General features: G+C 40.5%; 14 protein-coding genes. 9 read left to right on the top strand and 5 right to left on the bottom strand.

Annotated features, from left to right (window positions below; translation table 11 throughout):
* Window positions 1-47: 47 nt before the first annotated feature.
* From tnpB to MSHOH_RS09360, 3 genes are all read left to right on the top strand, one after another.
* On the top strand, window positions 48-1,163 hold the full coding sequence (tnpB, locus tag MSHOH_RS09370; RefSeq protein ID WP_048143326.1) for an IS200/IS605 family element RNA-guided endonuclease TnpB: 1,116 nt from the start codon (window positions 48-50) through the stop codon (window positions 1,161-1,163).
* A gap of 450 nt (window positions 1,164-1,613) precedes the next feature.
* Window positions 1,614-1,952 (top strand): hypothetical protein, encoded by a 339-nt coding sequence (locus MSHOH_RS09365; RefSeq protein WP_048139156.1) that lies wholly within the window; start codon window positions 1,614-1,616, stop codon window positions 1,950-1,952.
* A gap of 1,232 nt (window positions 1,953-3,184) precedes the next feature.
* Window positions 3,185-3,967 (top strand): helix-turn-helix transcriptional regulator, encoded by a 783-nt coding sequence (locus MSHOH_RS09360; RefSeq protein WP_239451306.1) that lies wholly within the window; start codon window positions 3,185-3,187, stop codon window positions 3,965-3,967.
* A 153-nt stretch (window positions 3,968-4,120) separates the two neighbouring features.
* On the opposite strand, the gene MSHOH_RS09355 is transcribed toward MSHOH_RS09360, so the two are convergent.
* The 3 genes from MSHOH_RS09355 to MSHOH_RS23685 all read right to left on the bottom strand — a co-directional run bounded on the left by MSHOH_RS09355 (window position 4,121) and on the right by MSHOH_RS23685 (window position 7,784).
* Entirely contained in the window at window positions 4,121-4,513 is a 393-nt protein-coding gene (locus MSHOH_RS09355) for a hypothetical protein (RefSeq protein WP_162197622.1), read from the bottom strand.
* A 1,092-nt stretch (window positions 4,514-5,605) separates the two neighbouring features.
* Window positions 5,606-7,228, bottom strand: coding sequence for a hydroxylamine reductase (gene hcp, locus MSHOH_RS09350; RefSeq protein ID WP_048143325.1), 1,623 nt, complete (start codon window positions 7,226-7,228; stop codon window positions 5,606-5,608).
* A gap of 382 nt (window positions 7,229-7,610) precedes the next feature.
* Complete coding sequence (locus tag MSHOH_RS23685) at window positions 7,611-7,784, bottom strand: hypothetical protein (protein ID WP_158024105.1); 174 nt, start codon at window positions 7,782-7,784, stop codon at window positions 7,611-7,613.
* A gap of 362 nt (window positions 7,785-8,146) precedes the next feature.
* On the opposite strand from MSHOH_RS23685, the gene ppcA reads away from it, so the two are divergent.
* On the top strand, window positions 8,147-9,727 hold the full coding sequence (ppcA, locus tag MSHOH_RS09345) for a phosphoenolpyruvate carboxylase (RefSeq protein ID WP_048139151.1): 1,581 nt from the start codon (window positions 8,147-8,149) through the stop codon (window positions 9,725-9,727).
* A gap of 198 nt (window positions 9,728-9,925) precedes the next feature.
* On the opposite strand, the gene MSHOH_RS09340 is transcribed toward ppcA, so the two are convergent.
* Window positions 9,926-12,499 carry a U32 family peptidase gene (locus MSHOH_RS09340; protein ID WP_048139150.1) on the bottom strand — a complete coding sequence of 858 codons (2,574 nt, stop codon included), beginning with the start codon at window positions 12,497-12,499 and terminating at the stop codon, window positions 9,926-9,928.
* A 512-nt stretch (window positions 12,500-13,011) separates the two neighbouring features.
* On the opposite strand from MSHOH_RS09340, the gene MSHOH_RS25860 reads away from it, so the two are divergent.
* Genes MSHOH_RS25860 through MSHOH_RS09330 form a run of 3 tightly spaced genes read left to right on the top strand, consistent with a single transcriptional unit; the run spans window position 13,012 to window position 16,125 of the window.
* Window positions 13,012-13,146, top strand: coding sequence for a response regulator (locus tag MSHOH_RS25860; RefSeq protein WP_332881989.1), 135 nt, complete (start codon window positions 13,012-13,014; stop codon window positions 13,144-13,146).
* Between the two features lie 9 nt (window positions 13,147-13,155).
* A complete protein-coding gene (locus tag MSHOH_RS25855) occupies window positions 13,156-13,374 on the top strand; it encodes a response regulator (protein WP_332881990.1) in 219 nt (72 codons plus the stop codon).
* Window positions 13,375-13,422: 48 nt separating this feature from the next.
* A complete protein-coding gene (locus MSHOH_RS09330) occupies window positions 13,423-16,125 on the top strand; it encodes a hybrid sensor histidine kinase/response regulator (protein WP_048139148.1) in 2,703 nt (900 codons plus the stop codon).
* Between the two features lie 47 nt (window positions 16,126-16,172).
* On the opposite strand, the gene MSHOH_RS09325 is transcribed toward MSHOH_RS09330, so the two are convergent.
* Window positions 16,173-17,105, bottom strand: coding sequence for an alpha/beta fold hydrolase (locus MSHOH_RS09325; RefSeq protein ID WP_052730791.1), 933 nt, complete (start codon window positions 17,103-17,105; stop codon window positions 16,173-16,175).
* A gap of 1,202 nt (window positions 17,106-18,307) precedes the next feature.
* On the opposite strand from MSHOH_RS09325, the gene MSHOH_RS23680 reads away from it, so the two are divergent.
* Window positions 18,308-18,520 carry a hypothetical protein gene (locus MSHOH_RS23680; RefSeq protein ID WP_158024104.1) on the top strand — a complete coding sequence of 71 codons (213 nt, stop codon included), beginning with the start codon at window positions 18,308-18,310 and terminating at the stop codon, window positions 18,518-18,520.
* Window positions 18,514-19,995, top strand: a complete 1,482-nt coding sequence (locus MSHOH_RS09315; protein ID WP_048139144.1) for an MATE family efflux transporter — start codon at window positions 18,514-18,516, stop codon at window positions 19,993-19,995. The genes MSHOH_RS23680 and MSHOH_RS09315 overlap by 7 nt, the downstream gene beginning before the upstream one ends.
* Window positions 19,996-20,145 lie beyond the last annotated feature (150 nt).

The following is a 20,145-nucleotide window of genomic DNA, read 5'->3' as shown; positions in this document are numbered from 1 at the left end:
AAGTTTAACAAAACCTATATATTTCTTTAAAACGCATAATGTATAGTATGTTAAAAGCCTACAAATATCGAATCTACCCTAGCAAAAAACAAAAGGAAATGATACAAGTTCATTTTGGTGCATGTAGATTTGTCTATAACTGGGCTTTAGAACAAAAGATAAAAACTTATGAACAAACTGGGAAATCAATATCGAGGTTTGATTTACAGCACATTTTAGTCCATGAAGTAAAACCTTCTAACGAATGGTTAAAAGAAGCTAATTCACAGGCTCTACTTGCCTCTTTAGTAAATGTAGAATCAGCATTTACTAAATTCTTTAGAGAGAAATCCGGATTTCCTAAGTTCAAGTCTAAGAAAAATCCGGTTCAATCATGTCAAATGCCTCAACATTATGCGGTAGATTTTGAGAAGCAGATAATTAAGCTTCCTAAAATAGGTGAAGTTAAAACCATACTTCATAGAAGGTTTGAAGGCAAACTTAAAACCGCAACAATTTCAAGATCAAGTACAGGAAAATATTATATCAGTATCCTTGTAGATAATGAAAAAGATATTCCTGAAAAGCAGAACTTTTCAGAATCAACTACAATAGGTATTGATGCAGGCATCAAAGATTTTGCAGTTCTATCAAATGGAGAAAAGGTTGAAAATCCAAAATACCTTAAAAATTCTCTAAAAAGAATGAAATGTTTGCAAAAAAGAGTATCGAGAAAAGTTAAAGGCTCTAAGAATAGGAATAAGGCTAGACAGCATCTTTCAAAAATCCATGAAACTATTAGCAATCAGAGAAATAATTTCCAGCATCAACTCTCTTTCAGACTGATTAGCGAGAACCAAGCTATTGCGCTGGAAACTCTGAATGTTAAAGGTATGGTAAAAAATCATTGTCTGGCTCAATCCATTTCAGATGCTTCGTTGAGTAGTTTTGTAACAAAATTAGAATATAAAGCTGAATGGTTGGGAAAAACCATTTTACGAATAGGAAGATTTGAGCCATCTTCTAAATTATGCAATGTTTGTGGGCATCACAATTCCAATCTAACTCTTGATGTTAGAGAGTGGACGTGTCCTGATTGCAAAACAAAGCATGACAGAGACGTAAATGCTGCAATCAATATCAAAAAGTTCTCTCTTCAAGATCAAAATCTTATAGTTATCTGACACCTATGGAACGTAGGGGATGAGCTTGTGGACTTGCGAACGGTAGTTCGAGGGATGAAGCAAGAAGCCACTTCCTCGCTTTCATCAGAAAGCAGGGAGGGGTAGTTCACGGCTTGAGTATTCGCGTCCAGAATGATATAAAGAAAGCTGACTGACCTCTCTGGTAGAACTGCCCTGCTTTTTCATTATTATTACGTGAGAAAAAACAGGTTTTATGTGTTAGAATTGATAAATAAGGATTATTCAGAGTTTTCTTAATATTAAATGCATTATTTAGATCTGTATTTTAAATTAAAAGTTTGAAAATACTTTTTTTTCGCAATTAAATTGTTTAAACTGTTATTATAAGCATATTTATATTTAATCCGGTTGATTTTAAAATTGGCAATTAATAGATCATTGGTTTACAGATAATTTTCATTTAATCGAACAAAATAGGAGTAAAATTTTATGAGATATAAAAAATTTGAACAAATAAAAAAGACCATTGCTATTTTGCTGGTAATTTGCTTTGCATTGTCAACAATATCCACATCAGCAAGCGCAGCTGATAATAGCAAAGGATACAGCGATGGATACAACAAAGGATACGATGATGGCAAAGATGACGGCAAAAAACAGGGTGAAAAAGACTGCAAGCAATACGGTAGCAGAGAAAACCTCGATAAAATTCCTACGCCACCCAACAAAGACAGCTGGACAGAATCTTACAAAAATAGTTACAACAAAGGTTACCAAAAAGGATACATAGACGGCTACAATGCAAACAGATATACATGCTTGAAGTGAGGAAGAAAGAGTTCTGGAAATAGACTGGAAATAGAATAAAAAAATTCAATCTTTAAAATGATACTGTATCGCTAAAAAGAGTTTTCTCCAGAAACACATTAAATTCAATAACTCTGTTTGCGATTTTTTTAGATATTCACGATGAAATGTCTGCCATTCAAAGAATCTATTTTAAGAATTATTGTTGAATTAGTCTAAACTGGTTTTATTTCATATCAATAAGAATTTCTGAACTGTTTTTCCAATCAAAAGACAGGTTGATTATTCCAGATTCGAAAGTGATGAATGTAATTCGAGTTTTATTAGTTCGAGTTTTATGATTAGTTCACTGCTTAAAATTTTAGTTATGTGTGTCTTCATTAATTCAATCAATTATTTAAAGGAAGGTAAATAATAAACGAAATGTTTATCTGCCATATATACTTACTTAACTGTATCAGTGGGCATGGTCAACTCAACGTAATTAGAAGCAAAAGCTTCAGTCAATGTATATCATTAATGAAACTAACTCCTGATTGGTACCAGATCCTTTGGATTGAATCTTTATATAGATGTCTACATTTAAAACAATGTTATGCCGTTGTAAATGATCGGAACTAAAACGGATTCATAGACTCAAAAATAAACAGTAAATTCAAAAGGGGATTGGAAAAAACTGTAAAATTTAAAGAGTCTACAGGCGTGAAGAAAAATCTCAATGAACCTGATTTAAGGTTCTATTGAGCTCATACGAACATCAATTTTATCTCAATCAATAAGAGTTTCAGACTATTTCCATACCAGAAACTCAACTGACTACTCGAGTTCAAGATATGATGTGATTGAGTTTTGGACTCATTAATAATTTGAGCTTATCAGGAAAGATTTTGAAACGTGCTCGATAAAGAACACAAATTAAGTTATGATGGTGAGGGAGCGAGGGGACAAGTCATTAATAAATCTAAAAAACGAGTATATTCAAAGCTAATAGATTTCCTGTGGTTAAAAAGATGTAAAGGGATTTTGTAGTTGCAGTTTTTAGCACCTGATTTCTGCGAAACTTCGACTTACAATACTGGGTTCTGGGGGAAACGAATCTGAAGTTCTATATTATTTGTATTGGTGCTTTACTCGTTTTAGGGCTACCTGTACTTGCATTAGGAGTACCTTTTTTAGAGGATAAAAACACTACTACTGCAACAATTCACGGAGTAACATATGCATGGGATACTCTCGAACCTATAAATGATACTGTGATTTATGTAAACTCTACTCCCCCCCAGTCAATACTAGCAAAAGACGGCACATATTCATTTGAATTAATGCCCGGAGATTATGTTATTACAGCCAGTTACTACCAGAACAACACTCTAGCTTATTCAAAAGAAATAACTCTCAGGATTGAAGATGAAGGAGATTATGTCTTTGATCTCCTGCTTTATCCTGTTCCCGAAAATGGGGTAACGGGAATAATCTCAACCAGAATAAATGACCCCAATGGTATAAATCCCCCCGAACAAACAGGGACTGACTCTTTAAATGCGAGTTACCTGTCAATAGCCCTTATGCTTTTTCTTATATTGGGCGGAGTCTATAAATTTTCCAGAAAAGACCAAAAAACGAAAAAAAATAGGGCTCAGGAAGGAAAATCCAATATGTCCGGGCTTCTGGTAAAAGTCCTGGGTAAAAGCACTGATTCTGGAATTAAATCGGCATCCGGAAATTATGGAAAAGCAGTATTCCTGACAGAGCCAGTAATAGAACCCGGAGACAACTACGACGGAGATAATTCTTATATCAATACTGCTGCTCTAAATAAACAACCTGTTTCTCCGGATTTACATGAGGTCCTTGACATAATTAGAGGGCATAAGGGCAGGATCACTCAAAAAGATCTGCGCAGCAGGTTGAGTTATTCGGAAGTAAAAGTCAGCCTCATGCTTTCTGAGCTGGAAAAGAGAGGGCTGATTAAGAAGTTCAGAAACGGACGTGAGAATATTGTGGTTTTAGTATACGAAGATCCTGAAGAGCCCTAAAATCTCACATGAGCCTGAATCAAGGAACAAAAAGAGAGGTTAGTGAGGGTTCACTTTACATTTCCTGCACAAAAGGCTGAATGCTGCACAAAAGGCGGAATGCTCGTGATCCTCTACACTCTCCAGTGGTGAAGAACCTTACCTCAGAATTATTCAGTGATATCTGTTATAATCTTTGTTCCAGTTATTATAACCGTTATACCAGCCATTATAACCTTTGTGCCAGTTATTATAACCTTGGAGCCATTTTATGTAAAGCAGGAACCACTGGTAATAGTTCTGTTCCCATTTCCTGTAATCGTAACCGTGTTTCTTATTGTTCCACTTTTTCCTGTCGTCGTCCCACTTTCTCTTTTCGTTGTCCCACTTTTTCCTGTCATTGTCCCATTTTCTCTTATCATTATCATATTTTTTCTTATCATTGTCAAATTTATATTTCTCGTTACCCCATTGCTTCTCATTTTTCGAGGGCGCCGCACTTACTGATGCAACTGTTACTGACAGTACAAAGCATACCGCCATCAAAATACCCAGTATCTTTTTCATTTTCATTTTCAGAATCCACTCCCGTAATTTAATATCTCTGTTAATACCAAACACAGATCAAACAGCACCGATGAATTTTCCGAATTTATTAGATTTATTTCGTCTAGATTTATTTCTGAAACCATCGGTTTTGTTCTGGTTTGTTCTTTTAACTATCTTCCCAGCTATCTGCCGGTTATTGAAATCAACTTATCTTCAAAACGTCTCAACCTATCCTCAAATTGTCTTGCCCGCCACCTGCGGCTTGACAATTCTAAAATTGACTCAATTAAATATAAGTATACTTATAATTTAAAATAAATTATAACGGATTAATTAATAAAATAACAGTTATTAAGGGTTTAAATAAAATAATAAAACTTAATAATTGTTATAATTAAATTATATTTATTAAAAAGGCATTAAATGCTAATAGACACCTTAAAAATCAGTTTTGAGAATGGTTTATTGAAAATATTGATCATAAAAATCTCTCTTCATTTTTCCATGACACAGAGAATATGTCTCTTTTTACAAATTCGAGCAATCAAATTTGATCAATAGTTGACGTCTGCTATCTTATTTTCCAGGTATTCTATATTTTCCGACTAAAAAAATTTTTATTCAAAAAGTAAATCGGCTCTGAGTTGAAAAAAGCCTGAAAAGAACCATGTGAGTAAATAAGATTTTTTTAAACTTTTAATCTAATATATAATTGACAATATGGACTTAAACATGCATTTAGCTCTTTAAAACCTTATATTTTTAAAAATAAATAATAAAATCGTTTATTCAAGGTTTCAAGTAGAGAATAAAATAATCGTCATTGAAGCTATTGAAACATATGACTTACGCAGTTTAGCTGAGAAACCAGTAAAAATGGTACTACAGGACAAAAGGATGGGTTGCGGGCAAAAGGCTGAAAGAGCAGGCAAAAGATATCTGCCATATATTAAAACAAACAAAAAATTAAACAATAGGCTTTGGCGGGACCAGTTCTACTTTAAAATAAAAAATAAGTAAGATGTAAACTATAAAAAAACATCTCACTTTTCTAATTAATTACAGGATGGCGCTCATCTTCAATTTCTGTCTTTAAATTCAAAATTGTTTTTAACCCAGCAGAATTTTCATATCTTCTTCTACCGTTGTGTTCGGCCTTATATTGAAATTCTCTACCAGCACTTTAAGGACATTCGGAGAGATAAAAGCCGGAAGTGTCGGTCCAAGAGTAATATTCTTTACACCAAGGCTCAGGAGAGCGAGCAGAACAAGCACGGCTTTTTGCTCGTACCAGGCAATGTTGTAGGAAACTGGCAGGTCATTTATGTCCTCAAGCCCGAAAGCTTCTGCAAGCTTCTGGGCAATTACCACAAGCGAGTAAGAATCATTGCACTGCCCGGCATCGATAACTCTCGGGATTCCTCCTATATCTCCGAGGTCCAGTTTGTTGTAGCGGTATTTGGCACATCCGGCTGTCAAAATTACGCTATCTTTCGGAAGAGCTCTTGCAAACTCGGTATAGTAGGCCCTTTCCTTGTGCCTGCCGTCACAGCCTGCCATGACCATGAACCTGCTGATCTTTCCGGTTTTTACGGCATCTACTATCCTGTCAGCAACCGAGAGGGCTGCTTCGTGCGCAAAGCCACCGACGATTGTTCCGCTTTCCAGCTGCTCCGGGGGCTTGCTCGTTTTTGCCTGTTCAATAAGCGGGGTGAAGTCTTTTGTACCGTCTTCTTTTTCGTAGATATGGGTCAGTCCTTCAAAACCCACAACTCCTGTAGTGTATATCCTGTTTCTGTACGATTCTTTTGGCGGGATTATGCAATTTGTGGTCATGAGGATTGGGCCATTAAATTTCTCGAATTCCTCATTCTGCTTCCACCAGGCGTTCCCGTAGTTGCCTGCAAAGTTGTCGTACCTCTTGAAAGCAGGGTATGAGTTTGCAGGCAGCATCTCCCCATGGGTATAGACATCGATTCCTGTTCCTCTGGTCTGCTCAAGGAGCTGTTCAAGATCACACAGGTCGTGCCCACTGATAAGGATTCCTGGATTGTTCCGCACCCCTATGTTGACTGCAGTCGGCTCTGGGCTTCCGTAAGTTTCGGTGTTTGCTTTGTCCAGCAGGGCGAGGACGGATACGCCTTTTTGTCCACATTCTAGAACCAGGCCTATAAGGGCTTCCACACCTATGCTGTCGTCTGTTGTAGAAACCAGCCCTTTTTCTATGAATTCAAAAATTGCTTTGTCTTTATACCCGAGGATATAAGCATGGTGCGCATATGCAGCCAGCCCTTTCATTCCATAGGTCAGAAGTTCACGAAGAGACCGGACGTCTTCGTCCTGCGTGGAGTGAATAGCGACATCCATTTCATTTATGTTTTCAGGGGTGACTGTAGCCACAGCAGGTAGAGTTCCTCTGGCAGGTAGCGCTCCCTCAGGCAGTTTTGCCTTGATGGTGTCACGGATCTCAAACCCTCTCCTTATATAGGACTCGATTGCTTGTTTGTCAAAATTAGTATTTGTAAGGGTGGCAAAGAAACTGTCAAGCACAAACCTGTCGGTTGCTTCTTCGTTAAGGCCATATTCCCTTGCTTTCAGGTTATAGAATGAGATACTTTTAAGGACATAGAGCAGCCTGTCCTGGAGGTCTGCAACTTCCCCTTTTTTGCCGCATACTCCGTTTCTGGTGCAACCTTTTACATTAAGTGCTTCCTGACATTGATTACAGAACATATCTTCTTCCACCTCAAATCTGTTTGTACAGTTAATTTCCGATTTTCCTCGCTTTTTTAATCTTATCTTCATTTTTCTATCGTTTTCAATCGCTCTCATGCAGGATATCTTTTTAATACTGATATCATTAGGATACCAATTTTCATATGATACCAAATCATATATAGTAGACAGTTTCGAAGTAGGTATCAGTATCAAAGCTGATACCGAACTATATCAGGAGCAAGGAGAGAGAAAAGTATCAATGAAAAAAGAAGAAGTCTGAAAAAACCCAATAAGTATCTGAAAAAGGCCTGAAAAGATTTGTTATCCTGAAAGATCGCTAAACACTTATTTACTGGACTTATTAACTGGAATTTTTATAATTTTCCTATAGTGTCGTTTAAGTTTTTTTCTTGAAAACGCCCATCAAGTCTTTTAACCGAACTGTCAGGCTCAAACCCCCTTCTCTGTCCCGTTTTTCGGTTCTTAAGAGTTCATCTCTCTGCTTTTTGCAGGGTCCGTTTTTTGTACAGCCTTTTCCACTCAGGACTTCAGGGCACTGGTCACAATACATTTTTACACCCTCTAATTTTTATGGAATTATTGATTATTTTGTTGTTTCTTTTTTCCTTTGAATTCGTTTTTAAGGGTATTTGAGTACACACATAAGTATACTTTCAATACCAGTATATTTTAGATACTATTATGCTGTACTTTGATACATATATAGCAAACAGTTTCAAAGCCGATACTTTAATGTCAACTATTGTCAACGAAAACGTTTATTATGAAGTAAACGTTCTTTACCGATGTTAGTTCAAGTTTATTTGCTGGTTAACAATAGTCCAGTAAAGGAATTAATCTGGAAGCCGACAGAAGAATCAAAACCAATAATGTCTAAAAATTTACTCCGTTAAACAATGAGGGTCCAGTTTCATGAGCAGGAAAGCAACCTATCCTAAAGTAATGTGCACGCAGCACCCGGACTCTGCATCAAAGTATATCTCCACGCAGGAAGAACCCGGTGAAGCCATTGAAGCTGCAGTGGTATTCGGCTGTGATGAATATATGCCGGATTATGAAGGGAAGGCGACACCTTACCACCAGAACGTCCAGATAGTATCAAAATTCATAGAAGAAACAGACCTGATACCCGGAAAAGACATTTTTATCACTCCGAGGGCTCCGAGTGCAGCGCAGGAAAATCGCTTCAGGCAGCTTATGGTCATGATGTCCATTGCCGAAGCCAATTACGGAGCCGTTGAATACTCGGATGTGCAGGCAATTAACGAATTCGTGCACCCCATGACAGCTACGGTAGGAGAGATCCTTGATGCTCAGCAGCACATGGTAGATGTGGGCGAGCTTGCAAAAAAGGAATTCGGGGTTGCAATGGAAGTCCCGCGTATAATTCCCCTTATAGAAGACGCTCCTGCCCTTCTTCATGCAAAGGAACTGGTAAAAAGTACGATCCTTTCCTGGGAAGAACGCTTCGGAACAGCACCTGAAAAGTTCAGGGTCTTCCTGGGCAAGTCCGACTCTGCTCTCTCTTTCGGACATGTGGCAAGCACACTCTCGTGCAAATACGCCATAAGCGGAATTTCCGAACTGAACTCGGAACTCGATACCGGCACAGGCATCATATTCGGAGCAGGGACTCTACCTTTCAGGGGAAACCTGAACCTGAAAAACGCGGAAAACTTCTTCAGAGAGTACAGGGGCATAAGTACAATCACCCTGCAGTCAGCTGTCAGGTACAGCCATGGAAAAGGAGAAGCTGAAGCTCTTGTCCGTCTTGCAGAGGCAAGGCTTCCGGAATCTCCAAATATCTATTCCAGTGAAGAGAAAGAAGAAATTATAAACCTTATAGGAGTTTTCGGGACAAGGTATAGCCGCATTATCCGTGAACTGTCCCCTGCCATAAACCAGCTCGCATGTCTCCTCCCCCAGCAGCGGGACCGTCTGATGCATAAAGGAACAGGCGGTTATTCGAGAAACGCTCCGGATATCTCATGCCTTGTAAGTCTCTGCCGCAGTGATATCGGAAAAGAGCTCGAAACGAGCATGCCTTCGGAAGATCTGCACCTGCCACGAGCTATAAAGTTCACCGGCGCCCTCTACTCAATAGGCCTGCCTCCCGAATTTATAGGCACAGGCACTGCCCTTGAAGAAGCCCGGGAAAAACTCGGCGAGGAAACCTGTGAAAGACTACTTACTAAATATTTTCCTTCCCTTGGCAGCGACCTGAGTTTTGCTTCCGGTTACCTGGACCTGAATGTAGCCTCCCGCTTCATTTCAGAGGCCTGCCTGAAAGAAGTCCGTAAAGACATTGAGGTTTTGAGCGACACATTCAACCTTAAAGTCAGACCCGAACCCTCATACCGCATCCTGCTCGAAATGATGCAGCCCGACCTTCTGCAGGCAGGGACAGCAGGAAACTGCATGGATGAAGAAGTCTCGCAGCTTGTATGCTCGACCCTTACCAAAATGGGAAAAATTAGAAAGGCTCTGGGTTAAGGGTAAAAGCTTCCTTAATCCTGAAGCCGGTTTTCTCAGTCGTTTTTCGATTTCTACTTTCCAGTCTTTTTCTTCTTATTTGTCTGCAAGGCCGCTCTCCTTCGTCGAGCGTACAAGAATGGTTCGGTATAGATAATGACGTTGCATCGATCGAAGATATCTATAATTTCCTGTGATCCCGAAATACAACTCGGGTGCTCAAACTCCTTTAAAATAATGCCCTGTAGTATATTCAACCCCTCTTGCAGGCTTCAATTTTGCTTCTTTTCCTGCAATTGCCTGTTTATACGCTTCTGTGATCTCTTTTACCTCGGCATTGGTATTGAGCGAGAGGTCAAGCCTGAGTACGTCCACACCATATTCTTTCATATTCTTAACATACTTCAGCATATCAAGTACCTTTGAGTTATAGATAAGGGTGCGGGTGCCAAGGCGCCGGACAGGAAACTCGGAGCCGCTCTGGTCAACAAGGAGCACTTCACTCTCATTTCTTACGATCTTTCGGTCGACAAGGGGCTTTAAGAGGTCGTTTTCCGTAACGAGCATCAGTTCCCTGCCATAAACTAAAACTTCGATCTGGCCTGAAGCCCAGCAGGTCTGGAGCGTTTCACAGACGTTTTTAATTTCATTCAGGTTAAGTTCGCTTGAAAGGGTTGCCCTGTATGCGCCTGCCTGGTAGAAGGCGCTGGCAGTAAAAGCATTAAAGATGTTGAGATCTTTCTGAGCAACAAAAGGTATGGAAAGCTCTTTTGCAAGCTGTGATGTTCCGAGGCTTGAACATGCTAATGTGAAGCCGGCATCTCTTACTTTTTCAAGCAGGGGTTTTAGTTCCTCCAGTTCCCTGTCATGGGTAATACGGGGAATCCTGAAAATCAGTTCGGCTCTTTCTGCTTTCAGGTCCTCAAGCATGTCAGCGTTTCTGGGAGACATCAGTTCTTCGAACAACGAAACAGGGACGTAAACTATATCTGCTCCGGCTGTGGCTGCCTGTAAGAGAGAAGAAATATCCTGCACTTCAACGCTCAGGAGGAGTTTTTTCGAATCTTTGCCTCTTAATCCTGTACCTGTCTTTTTCATACCGGCTTCAATTTTACTCTCTGCACCGCTTTCTGCACTGCACAGGTGATTGAAACCTTCTAGGTCAGGGTGTTTTTGCTCTTTTTTCTTTGCCTTCAGGGTTTTTTCGAGAAGGAGCTCCGCAGCTTTTCGCCTGGTATTCTTCAGCACGCCGACGGGGATAAAGATATTTTCGTCAGATTCTATCTCAACGGAGATGGCCTCGAAAGGAGTATCCCCAAGGCTTTCCATTGCTTTTCTTATCTGTTCATCGGTTGTCGGGGCTTTTTCGGCTTCCTGTACGACATAATCGTCCGTAAACTCTGCGTACGCGGATTCTTCGGTTTTGCTGCCTTTTCCGATTTCTTTTCTTATCTCAACCGCAAACTTTTCTCCTTTCCTTGCCCTTGCTTTCAGGCTTACCGGAAGAGTTTTCAGTTTTGTTTTCTGAAGGGTATCAAGGAGCTGCGTGTCTGTCGTGAGGTAGAGTTCATCTCCTCTCTGAACTGCTCTGCCTGTTTTTGAACTGATCTCAAGCCCGACTTTTTCGCCTTTTTTTGCACTTTTGACATGCTCGCCTGCAATTGTTACTATGCCGGTTACTGCAGAGCCGAGCATCCTTTCCCGCGTAAAGATACTTATGCCGTCTTTTACCCGGATATCTTCTTCCAGCCGGACTGTAAGTTTTGTGTTACCTTTCGAACGGGAGATATCCAGGACTTTTCCGAGAAATGCCCCGTAATTTGAGCTGTATTTGGGATGGGATACCCCTTTTTCCCCGAGTATGAAGCCACGCGTAAAACCCCTGTAAAAGAGTTTTGCAAGCTCGGCTTCCCTTGCTTCGAGCTCCTCTTTTGTCGGTTTTTCTCCGGAGGTGCATATGCTTTCAATTGCAGCTTTGTAGGCAGAGGCGCTTGCAGTCACATACTCGGGTTTTTTCATCCTGCCTTCGATTTTTAGGCTTACAACCCCGGTTTTTATTATATCTTCAAGCCCGGTAAGAGTTGAGAGTTCGGCACAGCTTATAGGGTAACTGCCTCCGATATGCCTTTCGTCGATTTCCCTGCCGTTTACCAGGAACCTGTACCTGCGTCTGCAGGGCTGTGCACAGGCTCCTCTGTTTGCGCTTCTGTCGTGCAGGAAGCTGCTGAAAAGGCATTTTCCGGAGTAAGAATAGCAGAGAGCTCCATGAACGAAGACTTCAATACCCACTCCGGAGTGATCCACAATATCCTTTACCTCGTCAGTGGTAAGTTCCCTGGAAACTATGACTCTTTTTGCTCCCAGTCCTGCTGCAAAGTCCACTCCTTCTTTATTGTGGATGGTCATCTGCGTGCTTGCATGAAGCGGCAGGTCGGTGTAGATTTCGTTTAAAAGCCTGAGAAGCCCGAGATCCTGCAGAATAATTGCATCTATCCCGGCTGCGTATGCACGGTCCACTATGTCAAGGGCATGCTGCAGTTCTTTTTGTTTAATAGGGATATTCAGAGCAAGGTAAACAAGTACTCCATGTGAATGGGCAAGGTCGAGGGCAGCTTCAAGGTCATCAACGGTGAAATTTTTAGCTCCCTGGCGGGCATTGAATTCGCCGACCCCAAGGTAAACGGCATCAGCTCCTCCTTTGATTGCTCCGAGCAGGGCTTCCTGATCGCCTACAGGAGAAAGGATTTCTGGGGGAGTGCAGGTGAAATTATTAGGAGATATTTTAGCAGACATGTTGATCAGTGTTTTCTTCAAGTAACTTGAACTTCTGGCGAATAAAGAACTTCAGTAGCTGGAAATGGATAACAACTGTAAAAAAGGGATTAAGCAATTCAGTTCAAAGTCATTGTAAGCTACCCCTGCTCCTCTGGAATTGAGGAGAGACTTTCCGCCTTAAAGTTAAAATGTAAATGTGCTTCTCGCATAAAAAATAGATGGTAAAAGGAATATTAGCAAACTGCGTATTAACGGAACAGGTAATAATAACCGCAAGCCTGTTTTGTTAAGGTTTACCTGGGTGTAGTGTTTTGAGGTTTTATGGGGTTTTGAGTATATCTATTACATAATTAATATATTTGTTTCAATTAATACTGAAACTTATTTAAATAAATAAATCAAATATACTAACAAATATTGGTATGATTGACAAAATTGTTTATTCTGACAAAGTGTTTTATCCTGTCAGATAGACACTCATATAAGGCTGCGAAAGTTCGGGGGATAAAGTAGATTAGAGGTCGTTGCCTATGAAAAATATACTTGTCGTGGAAGACAATCCTTTAATTATGGAACTTGTCAGAACTCTAATGATTTCTTTTGGATACAGGCCAATAGAGGCTGTAGATGGAGTTATGGCTATAGAACTTAGTAAAAAAAGCTAGCTTAACTTAATATTATTAGATATACAGTTGCCGGAAATTGATGGGATAGAAGTGCTTAAAATATTGAAAGAAAATCCTGTGACTAAAGAGATCCCGGTTATTGCTCTCACAGCCCATGCAATGTGCGGCGATGAGGAAAAGTTTCTTAAAGCGGGTTGCAGTGGTTACGTTTCCAAGCCCATTGATATTCTGAAACTCAAATCGATGATAGCAGAGTTCATCTCATGAAGTGAAAACCGGGAGCAAACGTTACTTTTGTTTTATGGGGACTGTATAATGTCAGATTTTTTCAGAGACACCTTCGGAAAAAAATCGGATGAGTTGTTAATTATCTTAGCCGTAGGACTCTTTTTTACAGCTTTTGCCTCTTATTTTGGCCTCTTTGAATCCATTGTTTTATTTGTTGAAGGGTACAACCAGCGTAAGCTCGGAGGGCTGCTTACCCTTTCTGTTTATCTCTCTTTTGCTCTTGGGATTTTCTCCCTGCGGCGCTGGATGGAACTCGAAAATGCCCTGGTAGTTCAGGAACAGGCAGAAGAGAGCTTAAAGGAGAAGGATAAAAGATACAGAGCTCTGTTCGAGCAGTCAAATGATGCAATTGCAATCCTGAATGAGGAAAAAGTCCTTGACCTTAATAAAAAGGGTCGTGTAGCCCTCGGGTTTGGCGAAGGGGAGCTTGAGAACTTATCTCTCAGTTCTCTGGTATCTGAAGAATATCTTCCGACAGTCCGGAAAGCTTTGAAGACAACTTTCCAAAGTGGGGATGCACGTTTTGAAATGAAAATTCAGAAATATGACGGGTCTATTATTGATGTTGAAGTTAACTCTTCGTTCCTGAGCCTTGAGGATGGAGAAGTCCAGTTTGTTATTCGAGATATAACTTCACGTAAAAAAGCCGAAAAAATTGAGCAGGAAAGCCAGGAAAGGCTAAAAAAAATAATTGATAACTCTCTCTGTGGAATTTTGCTGATAGACTCCAAAACACACGAAATAGTGGAAGCAAATCAGGCAGCTGAAGAAACAATAGGGCTTTCGAGGAATGAATTAATCGGACATATCTGTCATAAATTCGTCTGTCCTGCTGAAAAAAATAAGTGCCCGATAACTGACCTGGGGCAGACTATAGATAAATCTGAAAGAAAACTGCTGAGCAATGGAAAAGGTGAGCATTTACCTGTCCTGAAAAGTGTGGTTCCTGTAAAAATTGGAGAGAAAGAATATCTTATTGAAAGCTTCATTGACCTATCAGAACGCAAAAAAGCCGAACAAGAGTTATTACAGGCTAAACTTGCTGCCGAAAGTGCCAGCCGCGCCAAAAGTGAGTTCCTGACAAACATGAGTCATGAACTGAGGACTCCTCTCACTGCAATAATAGGATTTTCAGATGTGATGCTCAGCGGAATGAGCGGAGAATTCAACGAGCAGAATAAAAAGTTTCTCACTAATATAGCTAACAGCGGAAAACATCTCCTTACCCTCATAAACAATATTCTCGATCTTTCAAAAATTGAAGCAGGCAAGATGGAACTGGAAATGGAAATGTTTTCAGTGTCCGAAGTATTTAACGATACACGAGCCGTAACCTCAGCTCTTGCCCTGAAAAAGGACATCTCAATAGGGTACAATCTGGAGCCCGAACTTTCAGTCTATGCTGACAGGGTACGTTTCAAGCAGGTTATCTACAACCTTATAAGTAATGCCATAAAATTTACACCTCAAGGCGGGTCAGTAAAGGTTTCAGCAATAAAAGCAGGAGATTATGTCAGAGTTAGTGTTTCAGATACAGGGATAGGGATTTCAAAAGAAAACCAGAAACTCCTTTTCCAGCCGTTCAGGCAGATAGATTCCAGTATCAACCGTCAGTATGAAGGCACAGGGCTCGGGCTGGCTCTGGTCAAGAAATTCGTAGACCTTCACGGAGGCAGGGTCTGGGTCGAAAGTGAAACCGGAAAAGGCTCAATCTTTACATTCGAACTACTTTTGAATTACAAAAAAACTTTCGGAACATGTGCAAACGATTCAAATGCTTCCGATTCAGATGTTTCCGACTCAGGTGTTTCCGAAAAGACAGCTCTGTTGACAGATGAAAAGACAAAAAAGGAAGAAGACTTAAAGACCGAAATATCTGAAGAAACTGAAACTCCAATAATAACAGAAACATCTGAAGAAACTGAAACTCCGATAATTATAGAGCCTTCTGATGCCTCAGGGAACGAGAATCTTGTGCTGATTGTTGAAGACGACGAAATGGCAAGGGAGCTTCTTACTATCACACTTTCTGAGGCAGGATACAGGGTTGCTTCGGCTTCCAGTGGGAAGGAGGCTCTTTTGCTTGCACGTAAGCTGAAGCCTTCCGTAATTACTCTTGATATAATGCTTCCAGGGATCAGTGGCTGGGACATTCTGAAAGATCTTAAAAAGGATTCTATGACAGCCGGTATTCCTATCCTGGTTATTTCCATGGATGACGACAAAAACTGCAGCATTCTATGGGGTGCGTTTGATCATCTGATCAAGCCTGTGGAAAAGGAACGTCTCCTTTCCAGCCTGCAGAAAATAAAAAGAACTACAGATGCGAACTCCTCACTGCGGGTTTTAGTTGTGGATGATGAACCAACCGTGGTCGAACTTCTCAGTTCCATCATCGAACAGGAAGGATACGAACCGATCTGTGCATACGGGGGCAAAGAAGCAATGGATAAAACTATAGACAGCCGCCCTGATGCAATTCTCCTTGATCTGATGATGCCGAAATTTACGGGTTATGATGTTATTAAGGCTTTAAAAGAAAATCCTGAAACCATAGATATTCCTATCATTGTTTGTACAGCAAAGGATCTGAGCTTTGAAGATAAAGAGCTGCTTAACAGAAATGTTTCTTATGTTATGCAGAAAGGAAGGATAAACCGGGAAACTCTCCTGAATGTGCTCCATAGAGTTGAGGACAGGAAATTCAAAGACAAGCTGGCAAACCCTTAAAACTGCAAATCTTAAAGTTACAAATCTTTAAATTGAAAATCAATAAATTAAAGATCTTCAAAGCCATTAGAAAAGGGAGTCCGGTCTTTAAGATCTGCTAACTCTCCTTCTTTAAGGAAATCCAGGGTTGCCTTTGAGTATTTATCCGGCAGATAGCGTTCTCCGGAATGTTTTGCGTTTTCAAACACAATAATATGTGCTTCCGGAAGTTCCTCTGCCATTGCAAGGGTGATTCCAGGGGGAGCATATTCGTCTTCCGTACCAATCAGAAGCAGGGTTTCGCTCCTGATTTCTGGCAGGCGTTCGTAAGTACCGTTCCATTTGAGATTTGCATCTGCCTGCCTCCGGAGCGCGGGACTCATTTCGGAATTGCCTGCAAAGGACTGAAACATTTTTTTAAGAAGCCCGGCTTCAGGGGCATCAACGCTATAAACTGCTGACGAGAAGATGAGCTTATCGACTTTTTCCGGATAATTGAGAGCCAGTTCCTGGGCAATTGATGCCCCCATTGCTGTCCCGAAAACACTCGTTTTCTGGACTTCAAGTGTTTCAAGCAGCCCTGCTGTATCACTGGCAAACAGTTCAAGGGAATAATTTTCTCCGGAATCTGAAGAGTATCCCACTCCCCTGTTATCGAATATGATGACCCTGTATTCCTGAGACAGCGCCCATACAAAAGTTTCATTCCATGCATTCATGGTTCCCCCAAATCCCATTATCAACAGAAGAGGCTCTCCTGACCCGAACTCTCTGTATCCGAGCTCAACTCCGTTAACATACACGTACTTTACAGGGGAGGAGTCAAAGGAGAAATTTGAAGCTTTTAGTTGTGGAGTCGAGTCTTTTTGTTGAGCCTCCGTACACCCTGAGACTGCAATAAGTATCAAAAATAACACCAGTGGGAGCAGTCCTCTCAGGATAAATCGCAGGTTCCCCGGAATTGACAGACGTTCAATAATTAACAGGCTTTTAAGCTTCATCTCTTTTGGTTAAACGTAGCCTCAATGCATAAATGTTCCTAGTCCGGTTTTCGTGTCAGGAAATATCCCGGGAACAAGTTCAAAGATGATCCGAAAATACTTCCTGAATTATTTTGGTTCACGATTTGTTCCTTTTGAACACTCTTATACCGGATCATCAGCACATTCTAATCATAAGAAGGGATTTTGTATTCGAATCACCTCCCTGTTACAGCACCTATCCCGGTTTTAACGAGCTTCCAGCTCTCTTTCAGTTTACTTCTATCACATAATAACATATCTATCTATTTTTAAATAAAAATTCATAGCAGGTGATGTTTTGAGTTTTATGGATTAAACTCTGGATTTAAAGATTGAGTGCCGGACCTTAAGAAAATATCCTGCAATTATAACAGAAAATTTATATATATTTATGATAAATAAAACTTGCCTGGATCTAATCTGGATCTAATACGTTAATATCAGGCTTGAAATAGTTCTTTCAAAAGGTCCTGTAAAAGAGATAAAGCAGGTACATAAAATTAGCAGGTACATAAATAAAATTCAAAAAATACGAAACAGGTGATTACCGGCAAGATGTTATGATTGAGAGGTAAAAGCTGACCCTCTTTATCCTTTGCCTGGAAACCGTTTTTTATGCTTTTTGAGAACAAGCTTGAAGATCAGCTTACAGGAGTTTCTCTCATTTAGGGTGACAAGTCTCCAGGAGAGGCTCAAACGTGTGTTTTTGGTCTCAGAAAAAGTAACCTGGTAAAACAGAAGAGAATGTGAATGTATAAATATAGTGTAAATATTAATTAGTGCTTAAATATCAGAAACTAATGAGTAAAGATTAGCCATTCAGTCTAAAAATCTGAATAATAGCTAATTTGCTTTATTTATAGTTCATAAAATCTCTATTCAGAATTTTTATCTGAAATTTCTACTCATAAGTTCCAATCTGGAATTTTTGTTCAATACTTTATACCAGGAAATTTCTATTTCGATCAAATCCGGATTTACCGGTTTAATAATGATGAAGCTTTGTAAAAATTTTAAAAGTATTACAGGGATGCAATGCAAATTGCCCTAACAATTCCCAAAAACAACCAACCTCAAGAATATATGCAGTTATCGGTTAAGTGCAGGCAGAAAAAAGGTTCTGTAAAAAAGGAGCACGCCTTTGACTCGCATACTTTCCGAGGCTTCATCCGGGACGGAAAATGTCTTTATATCAACCACTTAAAAAAGTTGATCGACGTTGTCTCAATTTTTTAAAAGAAGAAAACTCACAGAAAAATAACCTCAACTATGTCGCTTTGAACAGGTCCGTGGTACGAAAAGTCAGGGCTTTTCTCTATCAGAAAGGACCGGAAATCCGGCTGCACGCTTCCGAAGTAATGCCTTTGCAGCCTGTGGAGGCCAGGATATGGTAAGCGATGAGGAAATGAAGTCCGGAAATATTTTTAACCTATTCTGGAAATTTGCGCTCCCGGCAGTTGTGGGAGTGCTTATTGCCGGAATCCAGGGGATAATTGACGGCTTCTTTATTGGAAATGCCATTGGGAGCCACGGGCTTGCAGGCATTACCCTTGCTTATCCTCCTTATCTGGCTGTAATTGGAGCAGGAATAATTATCGGAATCGGTTCTTCAAGCCTCATAGCTCTGAAACTTGGAGAAGGGAAGACCGGAGAAGCCCTGGAAATAGTTAATAACGCTTTTCCACTATGTCTCCTGGCAGGAGCCATTTTTACTGCAGGCGGATTGATTTTTTGCAAAACATCTATCAGTTTGCTCGGGACCAGCGGACCTGTCCTTTCATTTGCTCGAGAATACCTCCAGGTAATCTTCGCAGGCTCGGTTTTTATGATCCTTGCGATTGCCCTCGATCCACTTGTAAGGAATGATGGAAAACCCAAACTCTGCATGAAAATAATGGTTGCAGGAGTGCTTTCAAACGTCGTTCTTGACTATCTCTTTGTCATGTGTCTTGGAATGGGTATGTCAGGTGCAGCCGCTGCGACAATTCTTTCCTTTGCTCTGCCGACAGTGATGCTTACGTATTACCTTTTCGGCAGCGAGGCAAAGCTGAGACTGAAACTTAAAGCCATGAGAGTCAAAATCGATACAACATTGCAGATCCTTAAAGCCGGCATACCGTCATTTGTTATGCAGATATCATTTGCTCTCGTGCTCTTTGCACAAAACTACATGCTGCTCAGGTATGATTCTGAACTTGCGGTCTCGGCCTATGGCATTATAGGATACATATTTTCCATATTTTACATGCTCTTTGAAGGGATAGCCCTCGGTGTGCAGCCGATTATAGGTTTCAATTACGGAGCCGGTCAGTACGGAAGGGTTTTAAAGACCCTGAAACTGACAATGCTCTCATGTACCCTGATAGGAGCCCTGGGATTTGCACTGGTCTATCTTTTCCCTGAGAGCCTGGTACAGATCTTCAGCCAGAATGACTCAGAACTTCTCGATGCCACACTTCAGGGAATGAATATTTTCATGTTCTCTCTGCTTGTTGAAGGCATAGTACTGCTTACTGCCATCTACTACCAGTCAATCAATAGAGTCAGAGCAGCACTTTTCATCCATCTTGGAAAGATCTTTATCTTCCTCTTTCCCCTGCTGTTCATTTTGCCTCAGTTCTTCGACCTTAACGGAGTCTGGGCCGCATCTCCTGCTACGGAATATCTTATGACGGTAATGGTAATGATCATGCTTTCAAAGGAGTTCAAATTCCTCAGGAACAGCAGAAAGGCAGAGATAAGGGTAGAGATCAAGAAGGCAGTAGATACAAAACATGCAACATCTGTTTCAAAAAGCAGTGTAAAAGCAGGGAGTGAAGAAGGTGTGGGGTTCATTACTCTCAAGCATGCTGATAGGGAAGCCTTGTGAACTAACTCTTTAATCTCATTTTTTGTAAGGCATGGAGATCAAGGAACTTTTCCATGTACTTTTCAGGCATTTGTTGGGCTCTGATTTCAGAGCCTAACTTTTCGTATCTGGCTTCCCTGAGCCATTTCTCTGGAGACCTTTGGTAGGAGA

The organism is Methanosarcina horonobensis HB-1 = JCM 15518, assembly GCF_000970285.1.
GTDB lineage: Archaea > Halobacteriota > Methanosarcinia > Methanosarcinales > Methanosarcinaceae > Methanosarcina > Methanosarcina horonobensis.
This window is presented reverse-complemented; position numbering and strand designations above follow the sequence as displayed.

What these genes read in the sequence shown, in the direction of transcription:
- MSHOH_RS23685 (WP_158024105.1), bottom strand. Translation starts at nt 7,784, where the DNA reads ATGTATTGTGACCAGTGCCCTGAAGTCCTGAGTGGAAAAGGCTGTACA.
- MSHOH_RS25860 (WP_332881989.1), top strand. Translation starts at nt 13,012, where the DNA reads ATGAAAAATATACTTGTCGTGGAAGACAATCCTTTAATTATGGAACTT.
- hcp (WP_048143325.1), bottom strand. Translation starts at nt 7,228, where the DNA reads ATGTTCTGTAATCAATGTCAGGAAGCACTTAATGTAAAAGGTTGCACC.
- MSHOH_RS09330 (WP_048139148.1), top strand. Translation starts at nt 13,423, where the DNA reads ATGTCAGATTTTTTCAGAGACACCTTCGGAAAAAAATCGGATGAGTTG.
- MSHOH_RS23680 (WP_158024104.1), top strand. Translation starts at nt 18,308, where the DNA reads ATGTCTTTATATCAACCACTTAAAAAAGTTGATCGACGTTGTCTCAAT.
- MSHOH_RS09325 (WP_052730791.1), bottom strand. Translation starts at nt 17,105, where the DNA reads ATGAAGCTTAAAAGCCTGTTAATTATTGAACGTCTGTCAATTCCGGGG.
- ppcA (WP_048139151.1), top strand. Translation starts at nt 8,147, where the DNA reads ATGAGCAGGAAAGCAACCTATCCTAAAGTAATGTGCACGCAGCACCCG.
- MSHOH_RS09355 (WP_162197622.1), bottom strand. Translation starts at nt 4,513, where the DNA reads ATGAAAAAGATACTGGGTATTTTGATGGCGGTATGCTTTGTACTGTCA.
- MSHOH_RS09365 (WP_048139156.1), top strand. Translation starts at nt 1,614, where the DNA reads ATGAGATATAAAAAATTTGAACAAATAAAAAAGACCATTGCTATTTTG.
- MSHOH_RS09340 (WP_048139150.1), bottom strand. Translation starts at nt 12,499, where the DNA reads ATGTCTGCTAAAATATCTCCTAATAATTTCACCTGCACTCCCCCAGAA.
- MSHOH_RS09315 (WP_048139144.1), top strand. Translation starts at nt 18,514, where the DNA reads ATGGTAAGCGATGAGGAAATGAAGTCCGGAAATATTTTTAACCTATTC.
- tnpB (WP_048143326.1), top strand. Translation starts at nt 48, where the DNA reads ATGTTAAAAGCCTACAAATATCGAATCTACCCTAGCAAAAAACAAAAG.